Source organism: Pseudomonas sp. No.21 (assembly GCF_054558415.1).
In genome coordinates this window covers 119067-141122 of sequence record NZ_BAAJNO010000001.1, presented here as the reverse complement: position 1 = coordinate 141122, position 22056 = coordinate 119067, and the positions used below count along the sequence as shown (strand labels likewise).

Annotated in this window: 15 protein-coding genes and 1 pseudogene; 6 read left to right on the top strand and 10 right to left on the bottom strand. The window is 70.5% G+C overall.

All coding sequences use genetic code 11. The annotated features are described in order from the left end of the window. Positions 1-7: 7 nt before the first annotated feature. The 3 genes and pseudogenes from ACYJSS_RS00580 to ACYJSS_RS00570 form a co-directional block, all read right to left on the bottom strand. Positions 8-205 (bottom strand): annotated as a pseudogene (locus ACYJSS_RS00580) (cytochrome c); the annotation flags it as partial. A 119-nt stretch (positions 206-324) separates the two neighbouring features. Further along, a complete protein-coding gene (locus ACYJSS_RS00575; protein ID WP_236205163.1) occupies positions 325-909 on the bottom strand; it encodes an HD domain-containing protein in 585 nt (194 codons plus the stop codon). A gap of 113 nt (positions 910-1022) precedes the next feature. Further along, on the bottom strand, positions 1023-1580 hold the full coding sequence (locus ACYJSS_RS00570) for a helix-turn-helix transcriptional regulator (protein WP_236205162.1): 558 nt from the start codon (positions 1578-1580) through the stop codon (positions 1023-1025). Positions 1581-1918: 338 nt separating this feature from the next. Here ACYJSS_RS00570 and ACYJSS_RS00565 point away from each other — a divergent pair, with 338 nt between their 5' ends. Then, positions 1919-2434 carry a thioredoxin family protein gene (locus ACYJSS_RS00565; RefSeq protein ID WP_236205161.1) on the top strand — a complete coding sequence of 172 codons (516 nt, stop codon included), beginning with the start codon at positions 1919-1921 and terminating at the stop codon, positions 2432-2434. Between the two features lie 26 nt (positions 2435-2460). Here the strand turns inward: ACYJSS_RS00565 and ACYJSS_RS00560 are convergent, their stop codons facing one another. Then, positions 2461-3210: an SIR2 family NAD-dependent protein deacylase gene (locus ACYJSS_RS00560; RefSeq protein WP_111261608.1), complete on the bottom strand. Its 750-nt coding sequence runs from the start codon at positions 3208-3210 to the stop codon at positions 2461-2463. A gap of 163 nt (positions 3211-3373) precedes the next feature. Between ACYJSS_RS00560 and ACYJSS_RS00555 the strand changes: the two genes are divergently transcribed. Next, a complete protein-coding gene (locus tag ACYJSS_RS00555) occupies positions 3374-5485 on the top strand; it encodes a hybrid sensor histidine kinase/response regulator (RefSeq protein WP_373875109.1) in 2112 nt (703 codons plus the stop codon). A gap of 2 nt (positions 5486-5487) precedes the next feature. On the opposite strand, the gene ACYJSS_RS00550 is transcribed toward ACYJSS_RS00555, so the two are convergent. The 6 genes from ACYJSS_RS00550 to zapE all read right to left on the bottom strand — a co-directional run bounded on the left by ACYJSS_RS00550 (position 5488) and on the right by zapE (position 16424). Continuing rightward, positions 5488-6099: a LysE family translocator gene (locus tag ACYJSS_RS00550; RefSeq protein ID WP_111261609.1), complete on the bottom strand. Its 612-nt coding sequence runs from the start codon at positions 6097-6099 to the stop codon at positions 5488-5490. 465 nt (positions 6100-6564) lie between these two features. Continuing rightward, complete coding sequence (locus ACYJSS_RS00545) at positions 6565-7317, bottom strand: substrate-binding periplasmic protein (protein WP_111261610.1); 753 nt, start codon at positions 7315-7317, stop codon at positions 6565-6567. A gap of 28 nt (positions 7318-7345) precedes the next feature. Then, positions 7346-8956, bottom strand: coding sequence for an ATP-binding protein (locus ACYJSS_RS00540; protein WP_158545604.1), 1611 nt, complete (start codon positions 8954-8956; stop codon positions 7346-7348). Beyond that, positions 8953-10491, bottom strand: coding sequence for a DUF3369 domain-containing protein (locus ACYJSS_RS00535; protein WP_236205159.1), 1539 nt, complete (start codon positions 10489-10491; stop codon positions 8953-8955). Before ACYJSS_RS00535 ends, ACYJSS_RS00540 begins: the two co-directional genes overlap by 4 nt. Before the next feature lie 376 nt (positions 10492-10867). Further along, complete coding sequence (locus ACYJSS_RS00530) at positions 10868-15244, bottom strand: DEAD/DEAH box helicase (protein ID WP_236205158.1); 4377 nt, start codon at positions 15242-15244, stop codon at positions 10868-10870. A gap of 61 nt (positions 15245-15305) precedes the next feature. Then, positions 15306-16424 carry a cell division protein ZapE gene (gene zapE, locus ACYJSS_RS00525; RefSeq protein WP_111264125.1) on the bottom strand — a complete coding sequence of 373 codons (1119 nt, stop codon included), beginning with the start codon at positions 16422-16424 and terminating at the stop codon, positions 15306-15308. A gap of 189 nt (positions 16425-16613) precedes the next feature. Between zapE and ACYJSS_RS00520 the strand changes: the two genes are divergently transcribed. From ACYJSS_RS00520 to ACYJSS_RS00505, 4 genes are all read left to right on the top strand, one after another. Further along, positions 16614-17267 carry a hypothetical protein gene (locus ACYJSS_RS00520; protein WP_236205157.1) on the top strand — a complete coding sequence of 218 codons (654 nt, stop codon included), beginning with the start codon at positions 16614-16616 and terminating at the stop codon, positions 17265-17267. Positions 17268-17750: 483 nt separating this feature from the next. Continuing rightward, positions 17751-18863 carry a tetratricopeptide repeat protein gene (locus ACYJSS_RS00515; RefSeq protein WP_236205156.1) on the top strand — a complete coding sequence of 371 codons (1113 nt, stop codon included), beginning with the start codon at positions 17751-17753 and terminating at the stop codon, positions 18861-18863. 201 nt (positions 18864-19064) lie between these two features. Then, the gene (locus ACYJSS_RS00510; RefSeq protein ID WP_236205155.1) at positions 19065-19706 is read left to right on the top strand and encodes a response regulator; all 642 of its coding nucleotides are present in this window, start codon (positions 19065-19067) and stop codon (positions 19704-19706) included. A 10-nt stretch (positions 19707-19716) separates the two neighbouring features. Continuing rightward, complete coding sequence (locus ACYJSS_RS00505) at positions 19717-21960, top strand: ATP-binding protein (RefSeq protein WP_236205154.1); 2244 nt, start codon at positions 19717-19719, stop codon at positions 21958-21960. Positions 21961-22056: the final 96 nt, after the last annotated feature.

Below are 22056 nucleotides of genomic sequence, written 5' to 3'. Positions count from 1 at the left end.
CCTGCGCTCAGCGCCGCTGGAGGATCACACCGCTCATGTACTGGTTGAGATCGCGAAAGTCCTGGACGCTCCAGGCGTGCGGCGGGATCTTCACGCCGTTCTCCTGCAGAGTGCGGGGAATCAGGTTGCCGTTGGGGCGGAGAATCACCGACGAGACGATGACGCCCGGGTAGTCCGCGAGCTGCTGCCGGAAGGCAGCCGTCGTCCATCGGCACCGGGCTCACGGGAGGGTGACAGGCACCGCGCCAGGGTCCCACAGGCGATGGTACTGCCGTGAGTATCCCCTGCTGGCGAGCGCGTCGACGTGACGGGGTCGAACGCTGCTCAGCGAGCCGCGCTTGCCCGCGCCTCCATCCGCCGCTTCGTGTCCTCGTCCAGCTGCTCACGGATGGCCGCAAACAGCGGTTCGCCGCTGGTGTAGCGGCGCCCGTAGCCGAGGTTGAAGGCGTAGTCGAAGTCCGCCGGGTTGGCGCCCTGGGTGTGCTGCAGCAGGGTCTCCAGCTTGTCCAGCGCCTTGACCGCCAGCGCCTCGGGGGACGCGGCATTCTCGTAGTCGTCCCACAGCGCGAGGATCTCGTCGCGCAGCTCGGCATCGAGGGTACGGGTCAGGGTCAGCAGGTCCTCGCGTTCCTGGGCGCCCTTGTCGGGATGGCCGCCCTGTTCGATGGCGGGGATGTCGCCGTGGATGGCTTCGCCCAGGTCGTGGACCACGCACATCTTCAGCACCCGCAGCAGATCGAGCCCGGCCAGTTCATCGGCGAAGGTGATGGCCATCAGGCACAGGCGCCAGCTGTGTTCGGCGGTGCTTTCCGCACGCCCGCTGGAGGTATGGGCGCTGCGCAGTACGTCCTTGAGGCGCTCCGCCTCGCGGAGGAAGTCGAGCCGTCCCTTGATCCTGTCGATGTTCATCTCTCACCCGCGAATATGGCCGTCGGGGCGCAGGGGGCGCCCTCGCAGTCGCACAGCCTAGGCGCGGGGGCGATGCCGCGTCCACGCATGGATTATGCGTGGGCGACTGGGGCTCAGAGGGTTTCCACCAGGCGCGTGGCGGTGCCGTCGGAGAGGGTCATGCGCGTCCAGCGGCACAGGCCCTGGCGGATCGGCACGATGGCGGATTCGTTGCTGCCGCTGCCGAACTCCAGCGCCGGCGGCATCAGCAGGTCGCGCCAGCCCAGCGCGTCCAGCGCGGCCTCCTTGCGCACGATCTCCGGCGTCGCGTAGCGCCACAGCGAGCGCCCCATCAGCTCGGAGAGGGGCACGCTGAACTCGGCGGCGCGCAGGGCGGAGCAGGCCAGCAGGCGATGGCTGAGGTCGCAGACCAGGTGCACCGCGCGCGGGCTGTCGCCCACCAGCCGCGCCAGGGCCTGGTCGGCCGCCGCCTCCAGCCGGGCGGCCAGCATCTGCTCCACCCGCGCCCGCTCGGCGGGCTCCATCTCCTGCACGCCGCTCTCCCAACGCGAGATGGTCGATTGCGCCACGCCGAACAGCTGCGCGGCGTGGGCCTGCTTGACCCGGTGCAGCAGGCGCCAACGGCGCAGCGCGATGCCGAGTGAGGCCGGTTTCGGGAGGCTGTCGTTCATGGTGCGGGCCCATGGAAGTCCGAGGAAGGAGATCGGAATTTTGCAGCCTCGCGGGGAGCGCAGCCAGGAAATCCTGCATTCCCCGACGTTGAACCAGGTGCTTCGGCGGCACCGCTGGTGGATGAAAAGAGCGTCATCCCCCCTACGCTCCAGGCGGCCCCGTGGTTTGGGTTGCGCCCGGTCCCGCAGGTTGGCGCCCAGCACAGCGAAGCCCAACAGGGCGATACCCGGCCTCGCAGGCTGGATGAGAAACGGCAAGCGCCGCGCCAGCACTTGATGCGAGCGCCACTTTTCTGCTGGGATGCCCGCCTCTTCCCATCGTTCCCAGGAGGCCTTCCATGGCGTCATACCAGCAGTTGTTCGAGATCGGCCAGGGCTTCGCCGACTTCCTCCGCAGCGGCCTGCCCGGCGAGCGGGACGCCGCCAACGTCGTGGTGCAGAAGCTGGCGACACCGGGCAGCATCGGCCCGGCGGCGCTCGCGCGGCTGCAGCGCCTGGAACGGCGCTACCACCTGCTGGTGGCCGGCGAGATGTGGTGCCCGGACTGCCAGATCAACGTCGCCGTGCTCGATTTCATCTGCCGCACCCAGCCGCTGGTCGACCTGGCGGTGATCACCAAGGGCCGCGCCGAGGACGATCTCAAGGCCCGCCTCGGCCTGGACAAGGTCTCGATCCCGCTGGTGGTGGTGCTCGACGCCGCGTTCGAGCCGGTGGGCCTGTTCGTCGAACGCCCGCAGGCGGTGATCGGCGCAGGTGAGGCGGTGCTGCGCGACTACAAGGCCGGCCAGTACCTGGAGGCCACGGTCGAGGACCTGCTGGCGCTGCTCGAAGGCGCCGAGAACCGCCCCCTCTGACCCTTCCGGCCCGGGCGCCGGCCGGCTCAGGCGCCGAAGGCCTGGCGCAGCAGTTCCGGCAGCCGCTCGCCGGCCTTGCCCGCCAGGGCGAACTCGCGCTCGGCCTGCACCGCCACCGGCTGGGTATTGAGGTGCAGCACCGTGGCCCCCGCCGCGAGCGCCAGCCGGGGAATGCGCGCGGCAGGCTCCACCACGCCGGAGGTGCCGATGGACAGCAGCAGGTCGCAGTCCTGGGCCGCCGCGAACGCCGCACGCAGCACATCGGCCGGCAGCTGCTCGCCGAACCACACCACGCCCGGGCGCAGCTTGCCGTTGCAACGGGTGCAGCGTGGCGGCTCCACCCGGCGCCCTGCATCGGGCTCGTCCGGCACGGGGATCTCCAGCGCCGGCCGCGTACAGGCGAAGCAACGCAGCGCATCGAGGCGGCCGTGCAGGTGCAGCACCGCCTGGCTGCCGGCGCGCTCGTGCAGGTCGTCGACGTTCTGGGTGATCAGCGTGAGCCGTGGCACCCGCTCGGCGAGTTCGGCGATGGCCCGGTGCCCGGCGTTGGGCTGGGCGCGATGCACGGCGGTGCGCCGCCACTCGTACCAGCCCCAGACCAGCGCCGGATCGCGGCGAAAGCCTTCGGCGCTGGCCAGCTCGCCAGGCTCGAAACGCTCCCACAGGCCGGTCAGCCGGTCACGGAAGGTGGGAATGCCGCTCTCGGCGGAGATGCCGGCGCCGGTGAAGACGACGAGGTGCCTGGCCTTGGCCAGCAGGGTCGGGTCGAAGGTCATCGAGGGCTCCAGGGGGCGACTGCGGGATGGCCACCCTGCCAGCATCGGCACGGCCGGGCAATCACCCTCCGCGATGCGACGAACGATCACCCGCTGCTGTGCGCCAGTGGGCGTTTTTATCGCCCCGCGCAGTGGCCAATCGGCCCGCCATGACCGATATTGCATGCTGGTTCCGATGGACACTGACATGGACGCTAACTCCTTCCCCGCAGCCCCCGGCTTCATGAGCCGGCGGGTGCGCGGCCACGATTGGGCACGGACGCCCCTGGGCCCCATCAGCGGCTGGCCGACCAGCCTGCGGGTGGCAGTCGAAATGATGCTCGCCTCGCAGTTCCCCAACTGCCTGTTCTGGGGCCCCGCACGCATCACCCTGTACAACGACGCCTTCAGGCCCATCCTCGGCGCCAAGCCCGAAGCCCTGGGCCGCCCCTTCGACGATGTGTGGCGGGAGGCCTGGCCCAGCATCGGCCCCATCGCCGACCGCGCCTTCGCCGGGGAGGCCACCTTCATCCAGGACTTCCCCCTGGAGATCGACCGCAACGGGCGCAGCGAACGCTGCCACTTCACCTTCTGCTACAGCCCGGTGCGCGATGAGGCCGGCCAGGTGGTCGGCGTGCTCGACACGGTGATCGAGACCACCGCCGAGCGCCTCGCCCAGCAACAGCTGCGCCAGCTCACCAACTCCCTGGAGCGCCAGGTGGCCGAGCGCACCCGCGACCGCAACCGCCTGTGGAACCTGTCGCCGGACGTGATGCTGATCACCCGCCTGGACATGGTCATCACCGCCGCCAACCCGGCCCTGGAACCGGTACTGGGCTGGACCGAGAAGGAACTGGTGGGCACCAGCTACCTCGACCTGGTGCACAGCGAGGACCTCAACCGTGCCTGGGGCGCCTCCCACAGCCTGATGCAGGGCGAATCCCTGCGCGACTTCCAGTGCCGCATGCGCCACAAGGACGGCAGCTACCGCTGGATCAACTGGTCCTCCAGCCCCGGCGAGGGGCATATCTGCGCCATCGGCCGCGACATCACCCAGGAACGCGAGCGCGCCGAGACCCTGCACCAGACCGAGGAACTGCTGCGCCAGAGCCAGAAGATGGAAGCCGTGGGCCAGCTCACCGGCGGCCTCGCCCATGACTTCAACAACCTGCTGGCGGGCATCAGCGGCAGCCTGGAGCTGCTCAAGCTGCGCATCACCCAGGGCCGCACCGCCGACCTGGACCGCTACATCTCCACCGCGCGCACCGCTGCCGAACGCGCCGCCACCCTCACCCATCGCCTGCTGGCCTTCTCCCGCCGCCAGGCCCTCGACCCCAAGCCCACCAGCGTCAACCGCCTGGTGGCCGGCATGCAGGAACTGATCAGCCGCACCATGGGCCCGATGATCGAGGTGGAAGTGCTCAGCGGCCCCGAACTGTGGACGGTGCTGGTCGACCCCAACCAGCTGGAAAGTGCCCTGCTCAACATCTGCATCAACGCCCGCGACGCCATGCCCGATGGCGGCACGCTGAGCATCGGCACCTGCAACCAGCGCCTGGACGGGGCACGCGCCGATGAATGCGGCCTGCCACCGGGCGAGTACATGACCCTGTACGTCACCGACACCGGCACCGGCATGGCGGACGACGTGATCGCCCGGGTCTTCGACCCCTTCTTCACCACCAAGCCCTCCGGGCAGGGCACCGGCCTCGGCCTGTCGATGGTCTACGGCTTCGCCAAGCAGTCCGGCGGCAGCGTGCAGGTCGCCTCGCGGCTCGGCCAGGGCACCAGCCTCTCCATCCACCTGCCGCGCCACCACGGCGAGGAGCGCCTCGAACGCGCTGCCCAGCCGGAAGCCGCACCCCGCGCCGAACGCCAGGCCACCGTGCTGGTGGTGGACGACGAGGCGCCGCTGCGCATGCTCATCGGCGAAGTGCTGCGTGACCTGGGCTACAAGGTGCTGGAGGCGGTGGACGGTGCATGCGGGCTGGCGCTGCTCGAAGACGAGCAGCGCATCGACCTGCTGCTGGCCGATGTCGGCCTGCCGGGCGGCATGAATGGCCAGGAGATGGCGCGGATCGCCAGGCGCCTGCGCCCGGACCTGCGCGTGCTGTTCATCACCGGCTACGCGCAGAACAGCCTGTTCGACAACGAGCAGCTGGAGTCGGGCATGGAGGTGCTGTCCAAGCCCTTCGCCATCGAGTCCCTCGCCTCACGGGTCAGGGGGCTGCTGCAGAAGCCGGTGCTGCCCCGCCGCCACGACCGGCCGGCCGACCCGTCCGCCCGGACCGGCTGAACTCAGCGGGTCAGCGGCAGGGCCAGGCCCGCGGCGCCGAACAGCGCGCCGCAGCAGCGGTTGAAGCCCTTGCCGCTGCGTGCCAGCCACGGCCGCACACGGTGGGCCAGGCGCGCCAGCAGGTACTCCACCAGCGCCTCGATTCCCACGAAGGTCAGGGTCATCACCAGGAACTGCAGCCACAGCGGCTTGCCCGGGTCGAGGAACTGCGAAAGGAAGGCGCCGAAGAACAGGATCACCTTGGGGTTCGAGACCGCCGACAGCATCCCCTGGCGGAACAGGCTGGCGCCGCTGCGGCGCCCGGCTTCACCGGCGGTCGAGATTTGCACCGGCGGCGAACGCCAGAGCTGGATGCCGAGCCAGATCAGGTACAGGCCGCCGGCGATCTTCAGCACCGTCAGCGCCTCGGCCGACGCCTTGAGCAGCGCGCCGATGCCGAACATCGACAGCGCCATGATCAGCACGAATCCCAGTGCGCCCCCGGCGATGGTGAACAGCGCCCGACGGTGCCCGTGCAAGGCCCCGTGGGACAGCGCCAGCAAGGCATTCGGCCCGGGCGTGAGGGAAAGCCCGAGAACGGCCAGCAGGTAGATCAGCCAGGTGTGCAGTGCCATGGGGTCGGCCATCGAAGCGGGAAGAGGCGGCCAGTCTAACGAGCCGGCAACCCCCTTGAAATCCCCCTACCCGTCATTCCCGTAGGAGCGAATTCATTCGCGATGGAACACCCGGCCACTCGCCGCCACGTGCCGGCTGCAAGTCCTTCGCGGCTGAAGCCGCTCCCACGGGAGACACCAGCGACGCCGTGCCGTTGTAGGGCGCTGACCGGTGTGTAGGGTGGATGGCGCTCTTTTCATCCACCAAGCGACCTTCCAGCCCACACGCATGCCACGCCTCGTGGGAGCGAATTCATTCGCGATGGAATAGCCGACCACTCGCAGACTCGTGCCGACTGCAAGTCCTTCGCGGCCGAAGCCGCTCCCACAAAGAGCGCCCGCAGCGAGACCGGACAGGGTTGTGTCGGGCCTCGCTGCGCTCGGCGCCAACCTGCGGCATGTGCCGTTGGGAGTCGGGGCACCCCATCAATGCTGGTAACGCTTGCGCAAGTCCGCCTCCATGCTCGCGTAGCGCCCGCTCTTGTGCAGGGCCTGGAGGCCTGTTTCGAAGGCCTTGGCCATGCGCGCGCCGTCGGGGTGGGCCTTGGAGAACGCCACCCAGAAGCCATCGGTCTGCAGCACCCCCGTGAGCTTCACCTTGCCGCGCAGGTCGGGGTCCTGCTCGATGCGCATGTAGCCGGGCATGGTGTTGAGCAGGATGTAGTCCAGGCGCCCGGCCACCAGCATCTGCAGCAGCTGGCTGTCGGAGTTGGCGCTGTGGCGGCGGATGGCCGGGTCCTCCATGAAGGAGGTCGGGTAGGTGTAGCCGTTGGTGATGCCCACCAGCTTGCCGGCCAGGTCCTTGGCGCCCATCCCGGTGTGCGGATCATCGGCGCGGCCGAAGATCGCCAGGCCCTCCTCGAACAGTGGCGTCGGGTGCCAGATGTACTGGTCGCGATTGGCCTCGGTGATGGTCACGTCGAAGCAGCCCACCGCCCGCGTGCCCTGGGCGTAGAACAGGCAACGGGAAAAGGGCACGGTGAGAAAATCCACCTCCACGCCCTGGGTGGCGAAGGCCTCTCGCACCAGGTCGACGGCGAAGCCCTGCGGCGAAGTGCCGTCCTGGCCGATCACCGAATAGGGTGCCCAGTCGTCCTCGGCGGCGATGGTCACGCGTTCGGCGCAGGCGAGCCCCGGCAGCAGCCAGGCCAGCAGCACCGCGACAGCTGTCGACTTCATCGAGATCCCTCCGGATGGCAGATGCGTTTCAGGCCGGCTCGGCGGACTCCAGCCGGCGTGGCAACCAGAGCAGGAAATGCACCCCGGCACCTTCTTCGGAGTGGAATTCCAGGCGCCCCTGGAGCTTGCGGGTAACCAGGTTGTAGACGATGTTCAGGCCCAGCCCCGTGCCCCCCGTGCCACGGCGGGTGGTGAAGAAGGGCTCGAAGATCCGCTCGTGCAACGCCGCCGGTACGCCGCAGCCATTGTCGCGGTAGTCCAGCTCCACGCCCTCCCCCTGGCTGCGTATGCGCAGCGTGATGCGTGCCTCGGGGGTATCGGCGAAAGCATGGCGCACGCTGTTGATGATCAGGTTGGCCACCACCTGGGTCAGCACCCCCGGCAGGCTGCGCATGTGCAGGCCGCTCTCGCAGTCCAGTTCCACGGTCACCGGCACCTTGCGCGTCTCCGGGTGCAGGCTGGCGATCAGCGCCTCCAGCGCCTGCTGCACCTCGAACTCGCAACGCGCCTCGGACACCTGGTCCACGGCCGTCTGCTTGAAGTCGCTGATCAGCTTGGCCGCACGCGCGATGTTGCTGGCCAGCATGGCATTGCTGTCCTGGGCCAGCTCCAGCAGCGCCTGGAAGCTGTCGCTGGTCAGGGTCTGCGCCTGGAACTGCGTGCGCAGGTCCGCCAGCGCCTCGGACAGCACCGAGGAGGCGGTCACCGCGATGCCCAGGGGCGTGTTCACCTCGTGGGCCACCCCGGCCACCAGCCCGCCCAGGGCCGCCAGCTTCTCCGACTCGATCAGTTGCCGCTGCGCCGCCTGCAACTGCTGCACGCTGCGCGACAGCTCGCGGGTGCGCTCGGCGACCGTGGATTCGAGCTGCTCGGAATGGAACTGCAAGCGCCCCTCGGCCTCGCGCACCTGGCGCAGGTTGTCGCCGAGGGCCTGCAGGTGCTGGTTGGTCGAGCGCACCAGCACGCCGATCTCGTTGTCGGCGTGGCCGGGGGGCTCCTGCAGGCGGGTGTTCTCCGGGTCGTCGATGTCCACCCGGGCAATGGACAGGATCAGGCTGCGCAGCGGCCTGGTCACCCGCAGGTAGAACACCAGCAGCAGGATGGCGGAGATCGCCAGCGCATAGAACAGGCTGCTCAGCAGGGTGACCCAGGCACGGTCGAGGAAGTCGTGCCCGTAGCGGTAGGTGTCCACCTCCACCTGCAGGGTGCCCAGCTCCTCACGCTGGCCGGCGCCGGGCAGGTCCGCCTGCAACGGCCAGGCGTAGTGACGGGTGGCGCCGAACAGCAGGTCATTGAGGCGTCGCCCGCCCTGCTCGCCCAACTCGCGGCTGTGCTCGGCAAAGACCCGCCCCTCGGGCAGGAGGATGCGCGCCGAGGCCAGCGCCGGCTGCTTGAGCATGCCGCTGAGCAGGTCGCCGGCGGTGCGCGGGTCGAGGCTGAAGACCACCGCAGTGACCGGCTCGCGGACCAGGCTGAACAGCGCCTGCATGTCCTCCTCCGGCTGTTCGCGGGCGCGGTAGTAGTCGAGGCTGACCTGCACCACGCTGATGGCCAGCCCGAGCAGGCAGGCGCACAGGAGGTTGATGCGGACCAGGCTGGAGGACAGGCTGCGACCGATGCGCGCCGGTGCCGCATTCATGGATGCGGCTCGTCCGGGTAGCGCTCGCGAATGGCCAGGAACTCGTCGTGATGGGCCACCAGCAGGTCGACCAGGTGCGGGTCGAAATGGGCACCCCGCTCGGAACGGACCAGCTCCAGCACCTGTTCCGACGTCCAGGGCTCCTTGTAGCTGCGTCGCGAACCCAACGCATCGAACACATCCGCCAGGGCGACGATGCGCCCGCACAGGGGGATCGCGTCGCCGACCAGCCCACCCGGGTAGCCGCGGCCGTCCCAGCGCTCGTGGTGGCTGCCGGCGATCAACGCGCCGACACGCATCAGCTCGCGGCGCGAGCGCTGGAGGATGGCCACGCCGTAGTCGACGTGCTTCTTCATCAGCGCCCACTCCTCGTCGTCGAGCTTGCCGGGCTTGTGCAGGATGGCATCGGGGATCGCCACCTTGCCGATGTCATGCAGGGGCGATGCGTGCTGGATGAGCTGCACCTCGCGCTCGGGCAGGCCGTGCAGGCGCGCCAGCAGCTCGCTGAACAGCGCCACCCGCTGCACATGGGCGCCGGTCTCCTTGCTGCGGGCCTCCACGGCGTTGGCCAGGGTGTAGACCAGCTCCTTGGAGGTGGCCTGCAGGTCCTCCATCAGGTGGATGTTCTCGAAGGTGATCGCCACGCTGCGCACGTAGATTTCCAGCAACTGCCGGTCCAGCGTGCTGAGCGGCTCGATGTGGGTGACGTAGAGCAGGCTGGCGACGCCGCGATCGTTGCGCCGGAACAGCACGTAGGCGTCGTCGAAATGCTGCGAGGCGCCCTGCGCCAGCACCTGGTCGAAGCGACGGGCCACCTCGGCCGGCAGGTTGTCCAGCGCCGCGTTCGCCTCGTAGTGGACGAACTCGCCGGTGGCCGCCAGGGTGCGGGTCTGCGGCTCGTGGTCGTCGGTGCGGATCAGGCAGTAGAGCGCGGACTCCCCCAGGCACAGCAGCGAGGTCAGCTGCTCCAGCACCGTGGAGGAGAACAGCTTGAGCGTGGCGGCGCTCTGCACCTGGGCGCAGGCCTCCAGCACGTTGCTCAGGCCCTTGCGCTGGGCGTCGATCACCCCCAGGTCACGGTAGGCGCGGAGCATGGAATACAGCAGGGTGCGCAGCTTCTGCGTGGTGAGCTCGGTCTTCTCCTTGTAGTCGTCCACCTCGTACTCGCGGATCACCTGGTCCTCCGGCGCCTGCCCGGCCTGGCCGGTGCGCAGCACCAGGCGCGTCATGCGGTTGCCACAGGCCTCGCGCAGGTAGCGCACCAGGTCCAGCCCGGCGTGCTCGGACTCCATCACCACGTCCACCAGGGCCAGGGCGATGTCGTCGCGCTGGCGGAAGATCTCCTGCGCCTGTGCCGCCGAATAGGCCGAAAGCAGCTCCAGCGGCCGCTGCTGGAACTCGAAGCCGCGCAAGGCCAGGCGCGTCACGGCGTGGACCTCCGGGTCGTCGTCGACCACCAGCACGCACCAGGGCGGCACGGGCCGGCTGGCGGGGGACGGTGACGGGGGCGAAGCGGGGGTGGCGAAGAAATCCATTGCTCTGACTCCTCGAACGAGCTCACAGGGAGCATAGCTGCCGTCGAAAAAGATCATGTCCGGATCAAGCGGTAACTTCTGAAAAACCTCGATGAAAATTCCGAATAAGCCGAGACGACACAGTGGCGCCTGTCCGATAGCGCGGGCCTATGGGAGCGGATTCATGGGCTGTGTCTGCGTTAGCTGTCGTGGAGGCATTTATGGCGCCCTGTCACGCCCACCGCGTGGGTTTCGCTTCGCTCTACGCCACCCTACGGACGCTGTTGCGCCCCGAACGTAATGCGCACCCAGCCCACTCGCAGCCTCGTGCCGGCACCGGTCTTTCGCGGCTGAGGCCGCTTCCACACGGAAAGCGCGCCGCGAGGCCGAACAACGTTCAGGGCCGCAGCGTCATCCGCCGGGCGCCGGGGCCCTGCATGGCGCTGGCGGTCGGCTGGCGGATCAGCGCGGCCTGCCACTGGCTGGCGGTGAAGCCGTCGGCCTCCTGCAGCAGGGCGTACTTGCCGGCCACCAGGGTCGCCACCGGCACGCCATCGCGCAGCAGCAGGCGGTTGCCGGCCACGGCGGGCACCTTGGCGCCAGGCAGCAAGGTGCCCTGCAGGTTCAGCGGGTCGCAGGCGGAGAGGCTGATCAGCTCCCCGGAAAGCGGCCGCTTGCGCACCTCGCGCAGCAGGCCGACGGCTTCGGGCAGGGCGAACTGCTCGCCCGCGACGCCAGCGACGAAGCGCCCGCCGCGAATCTCCCCGCGCGCCTCCAGGCGGTGATAGACGCGCAGCAGCTCGCGCCAGCTCGGCAGCCAGTCCGCCTCGCGCTCGAGCAGGCGCCAGCAGACCACGCCGTAGCGGCGCAACAGGGTGCGGGCGACATGCTCCAGGGCTTCGGCCGGCACCTGGCCGGGACGGTCCTCCTCACCGCGCCCGTCACCGCGCCCGCGCAGCAGCGACCAGCGCCCGGCATCCTGCATGCTGGCCAGCGCCAGGCGCGCGCGGCGGTCGGTGCGGCTGCGCCGGGCGGCGGGCATCAGCAGCGAGCGCAGGCCGGCGAAGCTGTCGGCGCTGGCCAGGCCCAGGGCCACCAGTTCGCCGAGGCAATCCTCCAGTTCGCTGCGCAGCAGGCGGGTCTCCTCCAGCAGCTCGTCGAAGAACAGGGCGCCCTGCCCCGCCAGCACCTCGCGCACCCGCTCGGCCCGGGGCGAGGGCTCGGCGACCACCGCCGTGCCCACGCAGGCACGCCAGAGCCCCTGGCTCTTGCGCGGCAGCAGCAGGATCGGCGTGCTGCGCAATGGCCCGCCGGTGGCCCGCGCCGGGGCGGCGAGACGACTCCAGGCGATGCGCCCGGAACGGCACAGGTCGTCCAGCCAGTTGATGCCGTAATCGGCGACGCGGGCCGGCAGCAGCTCGCCTTCCCAGGCACCGGCGGCGGCCTGGAAGCCTTCCAGCAGGCCGAGTACGCCGGCCAGCGCCTCGGCACCGCGCATGCGGGTGGCACTGGAGAGGTGCTGCCAGTCGCAGAGGAAGCGCATGAAATCGGCCCGCTCCACCGGCTCGATCTCCCGGCGCAGGCGCTTGACGGTGTAGCGATGGATGCGTGCCAGCAGGTGCCGTTCGCACCACTCTTCCTCCCGCGCACCGGGGCTGAAGCGGCCCCGCAGCACGTGCCCTTCACGCTCCAGCGCGGCCAGGGCGAAGGCGATGTCGCCCGGCGCCTGGCGCAGGTCGGCGGCGATGCGCGCCAGGGTCAGCGGGCCGAAGCCGCCCAGGCGCGAGCGCACCAGCTCCAGCAAGGCGGCCTCCGCTTCCCAGCAGCTGTCGAACCCGGCCGGCGCGGTGATCGCCGGCTTCAGCGAGCCCAGCGGGTGCAGGGCCGACAGCTGGGGCAGGCGCTCGGCGGCCAGCCAGAATGCGGGGCGGTCCTCCAGGTGCAGGCAGGCGGCACGGCGCGCCCGGCCCAGTTGCGCCAACCAGCCCGCCCAACCGCCGTTGGCCTCCACCTCCGCCGGGGTGACGCAGCCCAGCGCCAGCAGCGCCTCGTGCATCTCGTCGGCGTCGCGCACCTGGGGCCAGGCCTCCTCGGCGACGGCGGCGATGGCCTCGGCGTCCAGGGCGCCGAGGTCGTCGCCGGACTCGGGGTCGGTCCAGCGGCGGTTCTGCACGGCCTGGGTACGGCGCTCCTCCAGCGGTGCGTCGTCGAGGAAGGCATAGGGCCGCGCACCGAGGATCTCCGCCGCCAGCGCGGAGGGCGCCGGCAGGTCGCGGGCCACCCGTTCCACGGCACCGCTCTCCATGCGCCGCAGCAGATCGAGCCAGGCCTCGGCGTCCATGGCCTCGTGCAGGCAGTCGTCGAGGGTCTGCGCCACCAGCGGGTGGTCCGGCACCTCGCGCTCGCCCACCAGGTTCTCCTGGCAGGCCACCTGGTCGGGGAAGACGCTGGCCAGCAGGTCCTCGCTGCGCATGCGTTGCAGCTGCGGCGCCACCTTGCGCCCGCCCGAGGCACGCGGCAGGGCCAGGGCACTGGTGGCGTTCCAGCGCCAGCGCACGCCGAACAGCGGCGCGTCCAGCAGCGCCTGGATCAGCACCTGCTCGGCGCTGCTGGAATGCAGGTAGCGCCACACCTCTTCCAGCGGGAAGCTGTGGCTGGTGGACAGCGACAGCACCAGGGCGTCCTCGGTGGCGGCGGCCTGCAGTTCGAAGTTGAAGTTGCGGCAGAAGCGCTTGCGCAGCGCCAGGCCCCAGGCGCGGTTGACCCGGCTGCCCAGGGGCGAGTGGATGATCAGTTGCATGCCGCCGGACTCGTCGAAGAAGCGCTCCATCACCAGGCAGTCGCGGGTCGGCAGGCGCCCCAGGGCGGCCCGGGCGCGGGCCAGGTACTCGACCATCTGGCGGGCGGCGGCCTCGCCCAGGCCCAACTCGCCCGTCAGCCAGTCGATGGCCGGCTGCAGATCGCCGTCGGCGGCGGCCAGCAGGCGCTCGATCTCCCCGCGCAGGCGCGAGACCCCGGCGGACAGCTCATCGCTGCGACCCGGCGCCTCGCCGAGCCAGAAGGGGATGCTCGGCGGCTGGCCACGGGCGTCTTCCACCCGCACCCGCCCGGGCTCCACGCGCACGATGCGGTACGACTGGTTGCCCAGCTGGAACACGTCGCCGGCGATGCTCTCCACGGCGAAGTCCTCGTGCACCGTGCCCACCTGCATGCCCTGGGGTTCGAGCAGCACGTTGTAGTCACCGGCATCGGGGATGGTGCCGCCGGAGGTCAGCGCCACCAGCCGCGCCGAACGCCGGCCGCGCAGGCGGCGGTTGACCGCATCGCGGTGCAGGTAGGCGCCGCGCACACCGTTGCGGCCGTTGTAGCCCTCGCCGAGCATGCGCAGCACGGCGTCGTAGCTCGCCCTGGGCAGTTCGGCATAGGGCGCGGCACGGGTCATCAGGGCGAACAGCTCATCCTCGTCCCACTCCTGGTTGGCCACCTCGGCGACGATCTGCTGGGCCAGCACGTCCAGCGGCTGGCGCGGGATCACCAGGCTGTCCAGCTCGCCCCGGCGCACGCAGTCGAGCAGTGCCGCGCATTCGATCAGGTCGTCCCGCGACTGGGGGAACAGCCGCCCCTTCGGCGTGCCGCCGACGCTGTGCCCGGAGCGCCCCACGCGCTGCAGGAAGGCGGCGATGCTGCGCGGCGAACCCAGCTGGCAGACCAGCTCGACATCGCCGATGTCGATGCCCAGCTCCAGGGAAGCGGTGGCCACCAGCACCCGCAGCTCGCCCCGCTTCAGGCGCTGCTCGGCGTCCAGGCGCAGCTCGCGGGCCAGGCTGCCGTGGTGGGCGGCGACGGCGGCCTCGCCCAGGCGCTCGGAAAGGTGCCGCGCGGCGCGCTCGGCCAGGCGCCGGGTGTTGACGAACACCAGCGTGGTGCGGTGCTCGGCCACCAGCAGGGCGAGGCGGTCGTAGACGGTCTCCCAGGCATCGTTGCTCATCACCGCCTCCAGCGGCAGCGGCGGCACCTCGATGGCCAGGTCGCGCTCGCGGCTGTAGCCGACATCGACGATCAGGCAATCGCGGGCCTCGCCCCCGGTAGGCGCACCGCCGAGAAAGCGCGCCACCGCCTCGATGGGCTTCTGCGTGGCGGACAGGCCGATGCGCTGCAACGGTCGCCCGCACAGGCTTTCCAGGCGCTCCATGCTCAGCGCCAGGTGGCTGCCGCGCTTGCTGCCGGCGATGGCGTGGATCTCGTCGACGATCAGGCTGCGGCAGCTGCCGAGCATGGCGCGGCCGGACTCGGAGCCGAGCAGCACGTAGAGGGATTCCGGTGTGGTCACCAGGATGTGCGGCGCGCGCTTGCGCATGGCGTCGCGCTCGGCCTGGGGCGTATCGCCGGTGCGCACCGCGGTGCGGATGGCCACCTCGCCCAGGCCCTGGCGCTGCAGCTCGGCGCGGATGCCGGCCAGGGGCTCGTCGAGGTTGATGCGGATGTCGTTGGACAGCGCCTTGAGCGGCGACACGTAGACCACGAAGCAGGCATCCGGCAGCCCGCCCCCGGCAAGGCCCTGCTCCACCAGCTCGTCGATGGCGGCGAGGAAGGCGGTGAGCGTCTTGCCGGAGCCGGTGGGCGCGGCCACCAGGGTCGAGCGCCCGGCGCGGATGGCCGGCCAGGCCTCGGCCTGGGCCGGGGTGGGCGCGGCGAAGCGCCCGGTGAACCAGGCGCGCACGACCGGGTGGAAATCGGCCAGGGCGATGTCGGCGGTAGGGGAAGTCGGCTTCATGGCGGCCAATATGCGGCCGCGCCGACGCCCCCTCAAGGACCGCCCATCGTGCGCGCCGGGCTCAGGCGCGGCCGAAACGCGCCAGTTGCATCTCGCGCAGGCGGCTCAGGGTGCGGCGGAAGGGGAACTCCAGCCAGCCCTCGGTGTAGAGCTGCTCCAGCGGCACCTCGGCCTCGATGTAGAGGGGCACGCGGCGGTCGTAGCACTCATCCACCAGGGCGATGAAGCGGCGCACGCCGTCGTCCAGGGGCGAGAGCTGCGGCAGCTGGCGATCACCGGCGACCACGCGCTCGGCGCCATCCTCGGTGCCCCGGGCGATGCGCCCTTCGCGGCGCGCAGCCCCCAGGCGCGGCACGGCGCCCAGGAGGATGGCGCCGAAACGGTCGCACAGGGCGATGAAGTCCAGGGCGGCCAATGGCGCCTCGCAGAGCGCGGCGTAGTCGCACCAGAGCGCCACCGTGCCCTGCCGGTGCACGGCGATGTCGCGATGGCCCAGGTGCAGCGGGCGATCATGGCTGGCGACGCCGTCGTCCAGCTCGGCGAACACCGCCGCCAGCACGCTCGGGCGGCCCGGCTCGATCACCCAGTAACGCTGCTGTGCGGCGCCGGGGTGCAGGCGGTGGTCCTGCCCGCCATCGACCGCCACCACCTGCATGTGCCGTGCGATCGCCTCGATCGCGGGCATGAAGCGCTGGCGGTTGAAGCCGTCGGCATACAGCTGCGTCGGCGGCTGGTTGGAGGTGGCCACCAGCACCACGCCCTCCTCGAACATCACCTGCAGCAGGCCGCCGAGGAGAATCGCGTCGCCGATGTCACTGACGAACAACTCGTCGAAGCACAGCACCCGCACCTCCTGCGCCAGCTCGCGGGCCAGGGCGCGCAGCGGGTCGGCGGTGCCGGTCAGGGCGAACAGGCGGCGGTGCACCCAGCGCATGAAGTGATGGAAGTGCAGACGCCGCGCGGGCACCCGCAGCCCCTCGTAGAAGCGGTCCAGCAGCCAGGTCTTGCCGCGCCCCACCGGGCCCCACAGGTAGACGCCGGCGATGCCGCCCTCGCCCTGGTGCAAGGCCCGCTGGCAGGCCTCCAGCAATGTCGCCGCGTGCAGCTGCGCGGCATCGGGCGCGAACCCCAGGTCATCCACCGCCTGCCGATAGGCCGCCAGTGGCGATAAGCCTTCCATTCCCTCTCCCGCTCCGGTTGCGAATCGGGCGGCAGTCTACAAGGTTGCGGCAACGGGGCGGCAACGCGACGGGCGCGAGCGGCAATTCCTTGCCGCCCGGCAACCGCCAGGCCGACGGCAAAGGCTCTGGAACGGGCGTCCCAGCCACTGGCACACGCCTTGCTGAGTAGCCGCGCACAAGGACTTCCTATGGATGGATTCAGCATGAGCCTCTTCGGCACCGGCCTCTCCGGCCTCGATCGCTCCAAACTGCAGGACATGACGCACAGGCTCAAACTCGTGCGTTATGGCGACGGTCGCCCGGTCCCCTCGCAAACCTCACAACCCACCGCCACCCTGCAGCCGAACCAGGCCAAGCCCACGCCCAAGGTCGACCAGGCCGCCGCCCAGCGCGACGCCGCCTACGACGAAGCCTTCGCCCGCCTGCGCGTGGGCCTGCAGAGCGGCAGCGTGGAGAGCGGCACCTCGGCCAGCGGCGCCGACACGCTCACCAACGACGTCTACGCCGATGCCCAAAGCGCCGCCGCCAGCGTGAGCAAGCCCGCCCAAAGCGCCGCCGCCCAGGAATTCCATGACTACATGAACAAATCCGCCGGCGAGAAGATGCGCGACAAGATCCTCAAGGAACTGGGCCTGACCGAAGAAGAGATCGACGCCCTGCCGCCGGAGCAGCAGGAGCAGATCGAGAAGCAGATCGCCCAGCGCATGGCCGAGCTGGCGGCCATCCAGCAGGAAGAGGAACTGCGCAAACGCGGTGTCGACCTGGTCTCCCTCGACACCGAAGACCCGCGCCTGCGGGCGATGCTCAACCCCTCGACCCGCGCGGGGATGCTCGGCGCCTGACGCCTGGCGCCGAGCAGCCCCAGCTGGAGCCCGGGCTAGGTTCGGCTGCTCCCCCGTGGGAGCGAATTCATTCGCGATGGGGCATCCGCCACTCACGGCCCACTGCCGGCTGCGGGTCTCTCGCGGCTGAAGCCGCTCCCACGAGTAAATCCCGCCGCGAGGCCGAACATCGCACCGTTGGTGCAGCCTGTAGGTCGGGTGCAACCCGACAACCCATACCAAGGCACACCCCGTAGGAGCGAGCTCTGCTCGCGAAGCTCTTTGTGGGAGCCAATTCATTCGCGTTGGGGCATCCGTCACTCGCAACCCGGCTGCAGGCCTTTCCCGGCTGAAGCCGCTCCTACGGAGAGGACGCCCGCCTCGCCAGCCTGACGTACGGCACCGTCAATTCCCGCCTGCGGCTTGGATCGGGCGCCGCACTCTGGAATGCTATGCAGCCTCCGACCCGTCTCCCGCAATGGTTTCAAGGCTCCCCACGTTCCCATGAAGATGCGTTTCGCCCTCCTCCTGCTCGCCGCCGCGCTCTGTGCCGGCTGCAGTTCCGGCTTCCAGCCACTCAAGGCCAAGCCCGTCGTCGCCACGCGCAACCGCCCGCTGCCGCCGGAAAACCCGGTGTACGGCGTGCCCAGCTATGAAGCGCCGATGGTGTGGGTCGCCGAAGACCCGGACGAGGTGAAGGGCAGCACGCGCAACGTCGAGCCACGCCCGGAACCCGCGCGGGAAATCCTCGCCCAGGCCATGCTCGCCGAAGAGATCGGCGACACCGAAACCCTCATGGCGCGCCTCCACGAGGCCGCCGATGCCGGCAACGCCCGCGCCCACTACGAGCTGGCCCGCCACTACCTGACCGGTGACGGCGTACCCGCCGACCAGGCCGCTGCGCTGGACCACCTGAGCCAGGCCGACGCCCTGGGCAGCGCCGAGGCCAGCCGGGTGCTGGCCTGGAACTACCTGCGCGGCACCGGGGTGCAGCAGGACGTGGAGTACGGCACCCGCCTGATGGAGAAGGCCGCGCGCACCAGCGACCGCGCCCTGCGTGAAATCAGCCTGCTCTACCTCAACACCTGCGAGCCCTACCTGAACGACCCGGAGCGCGGCCTGGCCCTGCTCAAGGTGGCCAGCGACGCCGGCGACAGCGTCTCCGCACCGCTCTACCAGCTCGCCCTGCGCCAGCAGCAGGGCCAGCCGATCGAAACCTCGGTGGCCCAGGCCCACGAACCACTGCCGTGCCTGGCACCGAGCATCGCCGCGCCGGCCGAGCGCGACGCCACCGCCATCGCGCTGAACGCCGAGCCCGCCGAGAACGAGGCCGCCGCCGAAGCCACCAAGCTCGCCGCCCTCTCCGGCGACCTCGATGCCATGGTGCTGTACGCCGAGAAACTGCTCAGCGGCGAATACCCCTCCACCCAGCCGGAGCTGGAGGCGTACACCTGGTTCGCCGTCGCCGCCAGCCGTGGCAGTGGCCCCGCCGCCGAGCGCACCGCCAGCCTCGCGCCCATCCTGCAGAACGCCGAGCAACGGCAACCGGGCCTGGTGGATTCGATGATCGCGGCGCTCGACAGCGCCATCCAGCCGCCCCGCCAGCACGTCCAGTAGCGGCTTGCCTACAGCCACGGGTGTCATCCGTTTCCCGGCACCCGAGGCTTTTCCGTAAGACTTCAGGCACTCGGTGGGAAGCGCCCGACAACAAATGTCGGATTGATCCGATTCCTACCGAACTGCACGCGGGTCGCGATACCCGCGTTCCCGCCGTCCCTACCATGTGCGCCGTACCGATTCCGCGAGCCCTGGTAGCAGATGCACAGACGAACCCTGATAGTCGACGACCACCCCATCACCCTGATCGGCCTGCGCGCCGTGCTGAGCCGTGAAAGCTCGCTGCAGATCGTCGGCGAGGCACACAGCGCCGACGGCCTGCTCGAACAGCTCGCCACCCGCCCCTGCGAGCTGCTGGTCACCGACCTGATGATGCCGGACAGCCGCCAGGCGGACGGCCTGCGGCTGATCGAGCAACTGCGCCGGCGCTACCCGCAACTGGCGATCATCGTCGTCACCATGCTCGACAACCCGGCCCTCGTTGCCTCGCTGCTCAAGCTCGGCATCCAGGGCCTGGTGAGCAAGCGCGGGTTGCTGGCCGACCTGCCCCGCGCCCTCCGCGCCAGCGCCAGGCGCCCGTTCGTCTCCGGCTCCCTGCAGCGCCTGATGCAGCTCGGCGAAGCCGCCCACGGCAAGCCCCTCGCGCAGATCGACGAACTCTCCCCGCGCGAGGTGGAAGTGCTGCGCCTGTACGGCAGCGGCCTGGCCATCAACGACATCGCCCAGCGCCTCTGCCGCAGCAAGCAGACCATCAGTGCGCAGAAGACCAGCGCCATGCGCAAGCTCGGCCTCGACACCAACGCCGCGCTGTACCTCTACATCCAGGAAAACGGCCTGGCCTGAGGACTGCCCCATGACCTTCTCCCTGCGCCTCCTCCTGCTGTTGGCCCTGCTCGCCGGCGGCGGTGTCCACGCCCGCGCCGAAGCGGCCCTGAGCTGCCCGCTGCACGCCACCGACCTCGTCCCCTGCGCACCCGGGCCGGCGTGGGGCCTTGGCGGCTGCCTCGGCCTGGATGCCGTCAGCTCCCCGGGGCCCGACTATGGCATCACCCTGCTCGACGACGGCCTCAACCTGCTGGAGACGCTGGAGCGTTCGGACATCGACTGGCGCGACCTGCCGCAGACCTTCTGGCACCTGCTGGTGCTGGTGGCGGTGGTGGTGATCCTCTCGCTGCTGTGGAACTGGCGCCTGCAACGCCAGATCCACCAGCGCCGCGCCGCGCAATGCCAGCTGAGCGACCAGCTGGCCTTCCAGTTCTCGCTGCTCAACGGGCAACCGACGCCCCTCTACGTGCGTGACCTCCAGGGCCGCCTGAGCAGTTGCAATCGCGCCTACGAGCAGTTCTTCGCCAGCTCACTCGAGGAGATGCGCGGCACCACGCCACGCCAGCAGGGCATGTGCCTGGCACTGGCCGACGCCCTCGAGAGCCGCCTGCAGGAGGTACTGCAAAGCCGTCAGTCGCGCTTCTTCGACAGCTGCACCGAGGAGAACGGCCGCCAGCGCCACCTCTACCAGTGGCAGGTGCCCTTCTACAGCGCCCGCGGCAAGCTGCTGGGCGTACTCGGCGGCTGGATCGACATCAGCGACCGCAAGGAACTGGAAACCCGCCTGCGCGACGCCCAGCGCCAGGCCCTGGACGCCAGCGCGGCCAAGAGCCGTTTCCTCGCCACCATGAGCCACGAGCTGCGCACGCCGCTCAACGCCCTGGTCGGCCTGCTGGAGCTGGAGAGCCGGGCCCGACCGGGCTCGGAGAACCTGCGTATCGCCCGCCAGTCCGCCGACGCCATGATCGACCTGGTGGGCGACATCCTCGACCTCGACCGCATCGAGAGCGGTCGCATGCAGCTGGCGCCCCGCCCCGTCGACCTGGCCGCGCTGCTGCGCGAGAGCCTGGAGCTGTTCGCCGCCCGCGCGCGCGAAAAGGGCCTGGCGCTGGAACTGGACTGCCCCTTGCCGGCCCACCGGCTGTACCGCGTCGACCCCCTGCGCCTGCGCCAGGTGCTGCACAACCTGCTGGCCAACGCCGTCAAGTTCAGCGGCCAGGGCACCGTCAGTCTCGCCGGCCGCCTGCGCGACACAGGGCCGACCAGCAGCCTGCTCACCCTGAGCGTGCGCGACGACGGCATCGGCATTCCCCGCAGCATGCTGGCACGGGTGTTCGAGCCCTACCGCCAGGCCGATGCCGAAGTCGCGCAGCTGCATGGTGGCTCCGGGCTCGGCCTGCACATCTGCCGCGAGCTGGTGCAGCTGATGGGCGGGCGCATCAGCCTGGAAAGCGAACCCGGCCGGGGCTGCAACGTCACCCTGGAGATGAACCTCGAATGGCGCCCGGCGCCCTCCGCCCTGCACCGCGACGCGCCCGCCTCGGCCCGCACCGACACCCAGCCCCTGCACGTGCTGGTGGTCGACGACCTGTCCATCAACGCCCTGGTCCTGGAGCAGCAGCTGGCCAGCCTCGGCCACCGCGCCCGCGTGCTCACCGATGGCGCCTGCGCCCTCGCCGCCTGGGCCGAGGACGATTTCGACCTGCTGATCACCGACTGCAACATGCCGGGCATGGACGGCTACGCCCTGACCCGCGCGGTACGCCGCCTGGAGGACGAGAGCGGGCGCGCACCCCGGCGCATCATCGGCTACAGCGCCAGCGCCCTGGCCGACGAAGCGGAGCGCTGCCGCGAGGCGGGCATGGACGAACTGCTGGTCAAGCCCGTGACCCTGGAGCGCCTGGCCGCCGCCCTCGCCAGGCGCGGCCCCGTCGCAGCGCCGGTGCCGGCCACGGCCTTCGACCTCGGCCACCTGGAGCGCCTCGATGCCAGCCTGGTCGGGCGCCTGCTGGCCGAACTCGAGCGCAACCTGGAAGACGAACTGCAGCGCCTCGCCACGCCGCTGGCCAGCAACCGGCCTGACCTCATCGCCCAATGCGCCCACCGCCTCTCGGGCCTCGCCTGCACCATCGACGCCCCGGGCCTGATGCGCGCCTGCGACGCCCTGCGCCAGGCCGGCATCGACGCGCCCCGGTTGGCGCGCTGCCAGGCAGCACTGGTGGCCGAGCTGCAGCGCATCCTCCACGAGGCCCGCAGCCGCAGTCCGACCTGAACCCCGTCGACTGCGTCGTGCTCCTGACGCGCCACGATTGCCGCACGCCGGCCATTGCGGTAAACAGGAGCGCTTTCCCGCCGTTGTCGCCGTACC

What these genes read in the sequence shown, in the direction of transcription:
- ACYJSS_RS00575 (WP_236205163.1), bottom strand. Translation starts at nt 909, where the DNA reads ATGAACATCGACAGGATCAAGGGACGGCTCGACTTCCTCCGCGAGGCG.
- ACYJSS_RS00570 (WP_236205162.1), bottom strand. Translation starts at nt 1,580, where the DNA reads ATGAACGACAGCCTCCCGAAACCGGCCTCACTCGGCATCGCGCTGCGC.
- ACYJSS_RS00565 (WP_236205161.1), top strand. Translation starts at nt 1,919, where the DNA reads ATGGCGTCATACCAGCAGTTGTTCGAGATCGGCCAGGGCTTCGCCGAC.
- ACYJSS_RS00560 (WP_111261608.1), bottom strand. Translation starts at nt 3,210, where the DNA reads ATGACCTTCGACCCGACCCTGCTGGCCAAGGCCAGGCACCTCGTCGTC.
- ACYJSS_RS00555 (WP_373875109.1), top strand. Translation starts at nt 3,374, where the DNA reads ATGCTGGTTCCGATGGACACTGACATGGACGCTAACTCCTTCCCCGCA.
- ACYJSS_RS00550 (WP_111261609.1), bottom strand. Translation starts at nt 6,099, where the DNA reads ATGGCACTGCACACCTGGCTGATCTACCTGCTGGCCGTTCTCGGGCTT.
- ACYJSS_RS00545 (WP_111261610.1), bottom strand. Translation starts at nt 7,317, where the DNA reads ATGAAGTCGACAGCTGTCGCGGTGCTGCTGGCCTGGCTGCTGCCGGGG.
- ACYJSS_RS00540 (WP_158545604.1), bottom strand. Translation starts at nt 8,956, where the DNA reads ATGAATGCGGCACCGGCGCGCATCGGTCGCAGCCTGTCCTCCAGCCTG.
- ACYJSS_RS00535 (WP_236205159.1), bottom strand. Translation starts at nt 10,491, where the DNA reads ATGGATTTCTTCGCCACCCCCGCTTCGCCCCCGTCACCGTCCCCCGCC.
- ACYJSS_RS00530 (WP_236205158.1), bottom strand. Translation starts at nt 15,244, where the DNA reads ATGAAGCCGACTTCCCCTACCGCCGACATCGCCCTGGCCGATTTCCAC.
- zapE (WP_111264125.1), bottom strand. Translation starts at nt 16,424, where the DNA reads ATGGAAGGCTTATCGCCACTGGCGGCCTATCGGCAGGCGGTGGATGAC.
- ACYJSS_RS00520 (WP_236205157.1), top strand. Translation starts at nt 16,614, where the DNA reads ATGGATGGATTCAGCATGAGCCTCTTCGGCACCGGCCTCTCCGGCCTC.
- ACYJSS_RS00515 (WP_236205156.1), top strand. Translation starts at nt 17,751, where the DNA reads ATGAAGATGCGTTTCGCCCTCCTCCTGCTCGCCGCCGCGCTCTGTGCC.
- ACYJSS_RS00510 (WP_236205155.1), top strand. Translation starts at nt 19,065, where the DNA reads ATGCACAGACGAACCCTGATAGTCGACGACCACCCCATCACCCTGATC.
- ACYJSS_RS00505 (WP_236205154.1), top strand. Translation starts at nt 19,717, where the DNA reads ATGACCTTCTCCCTGCGCCTCCTCCTGCTGTTGGCCCTGCTCGCCGGC.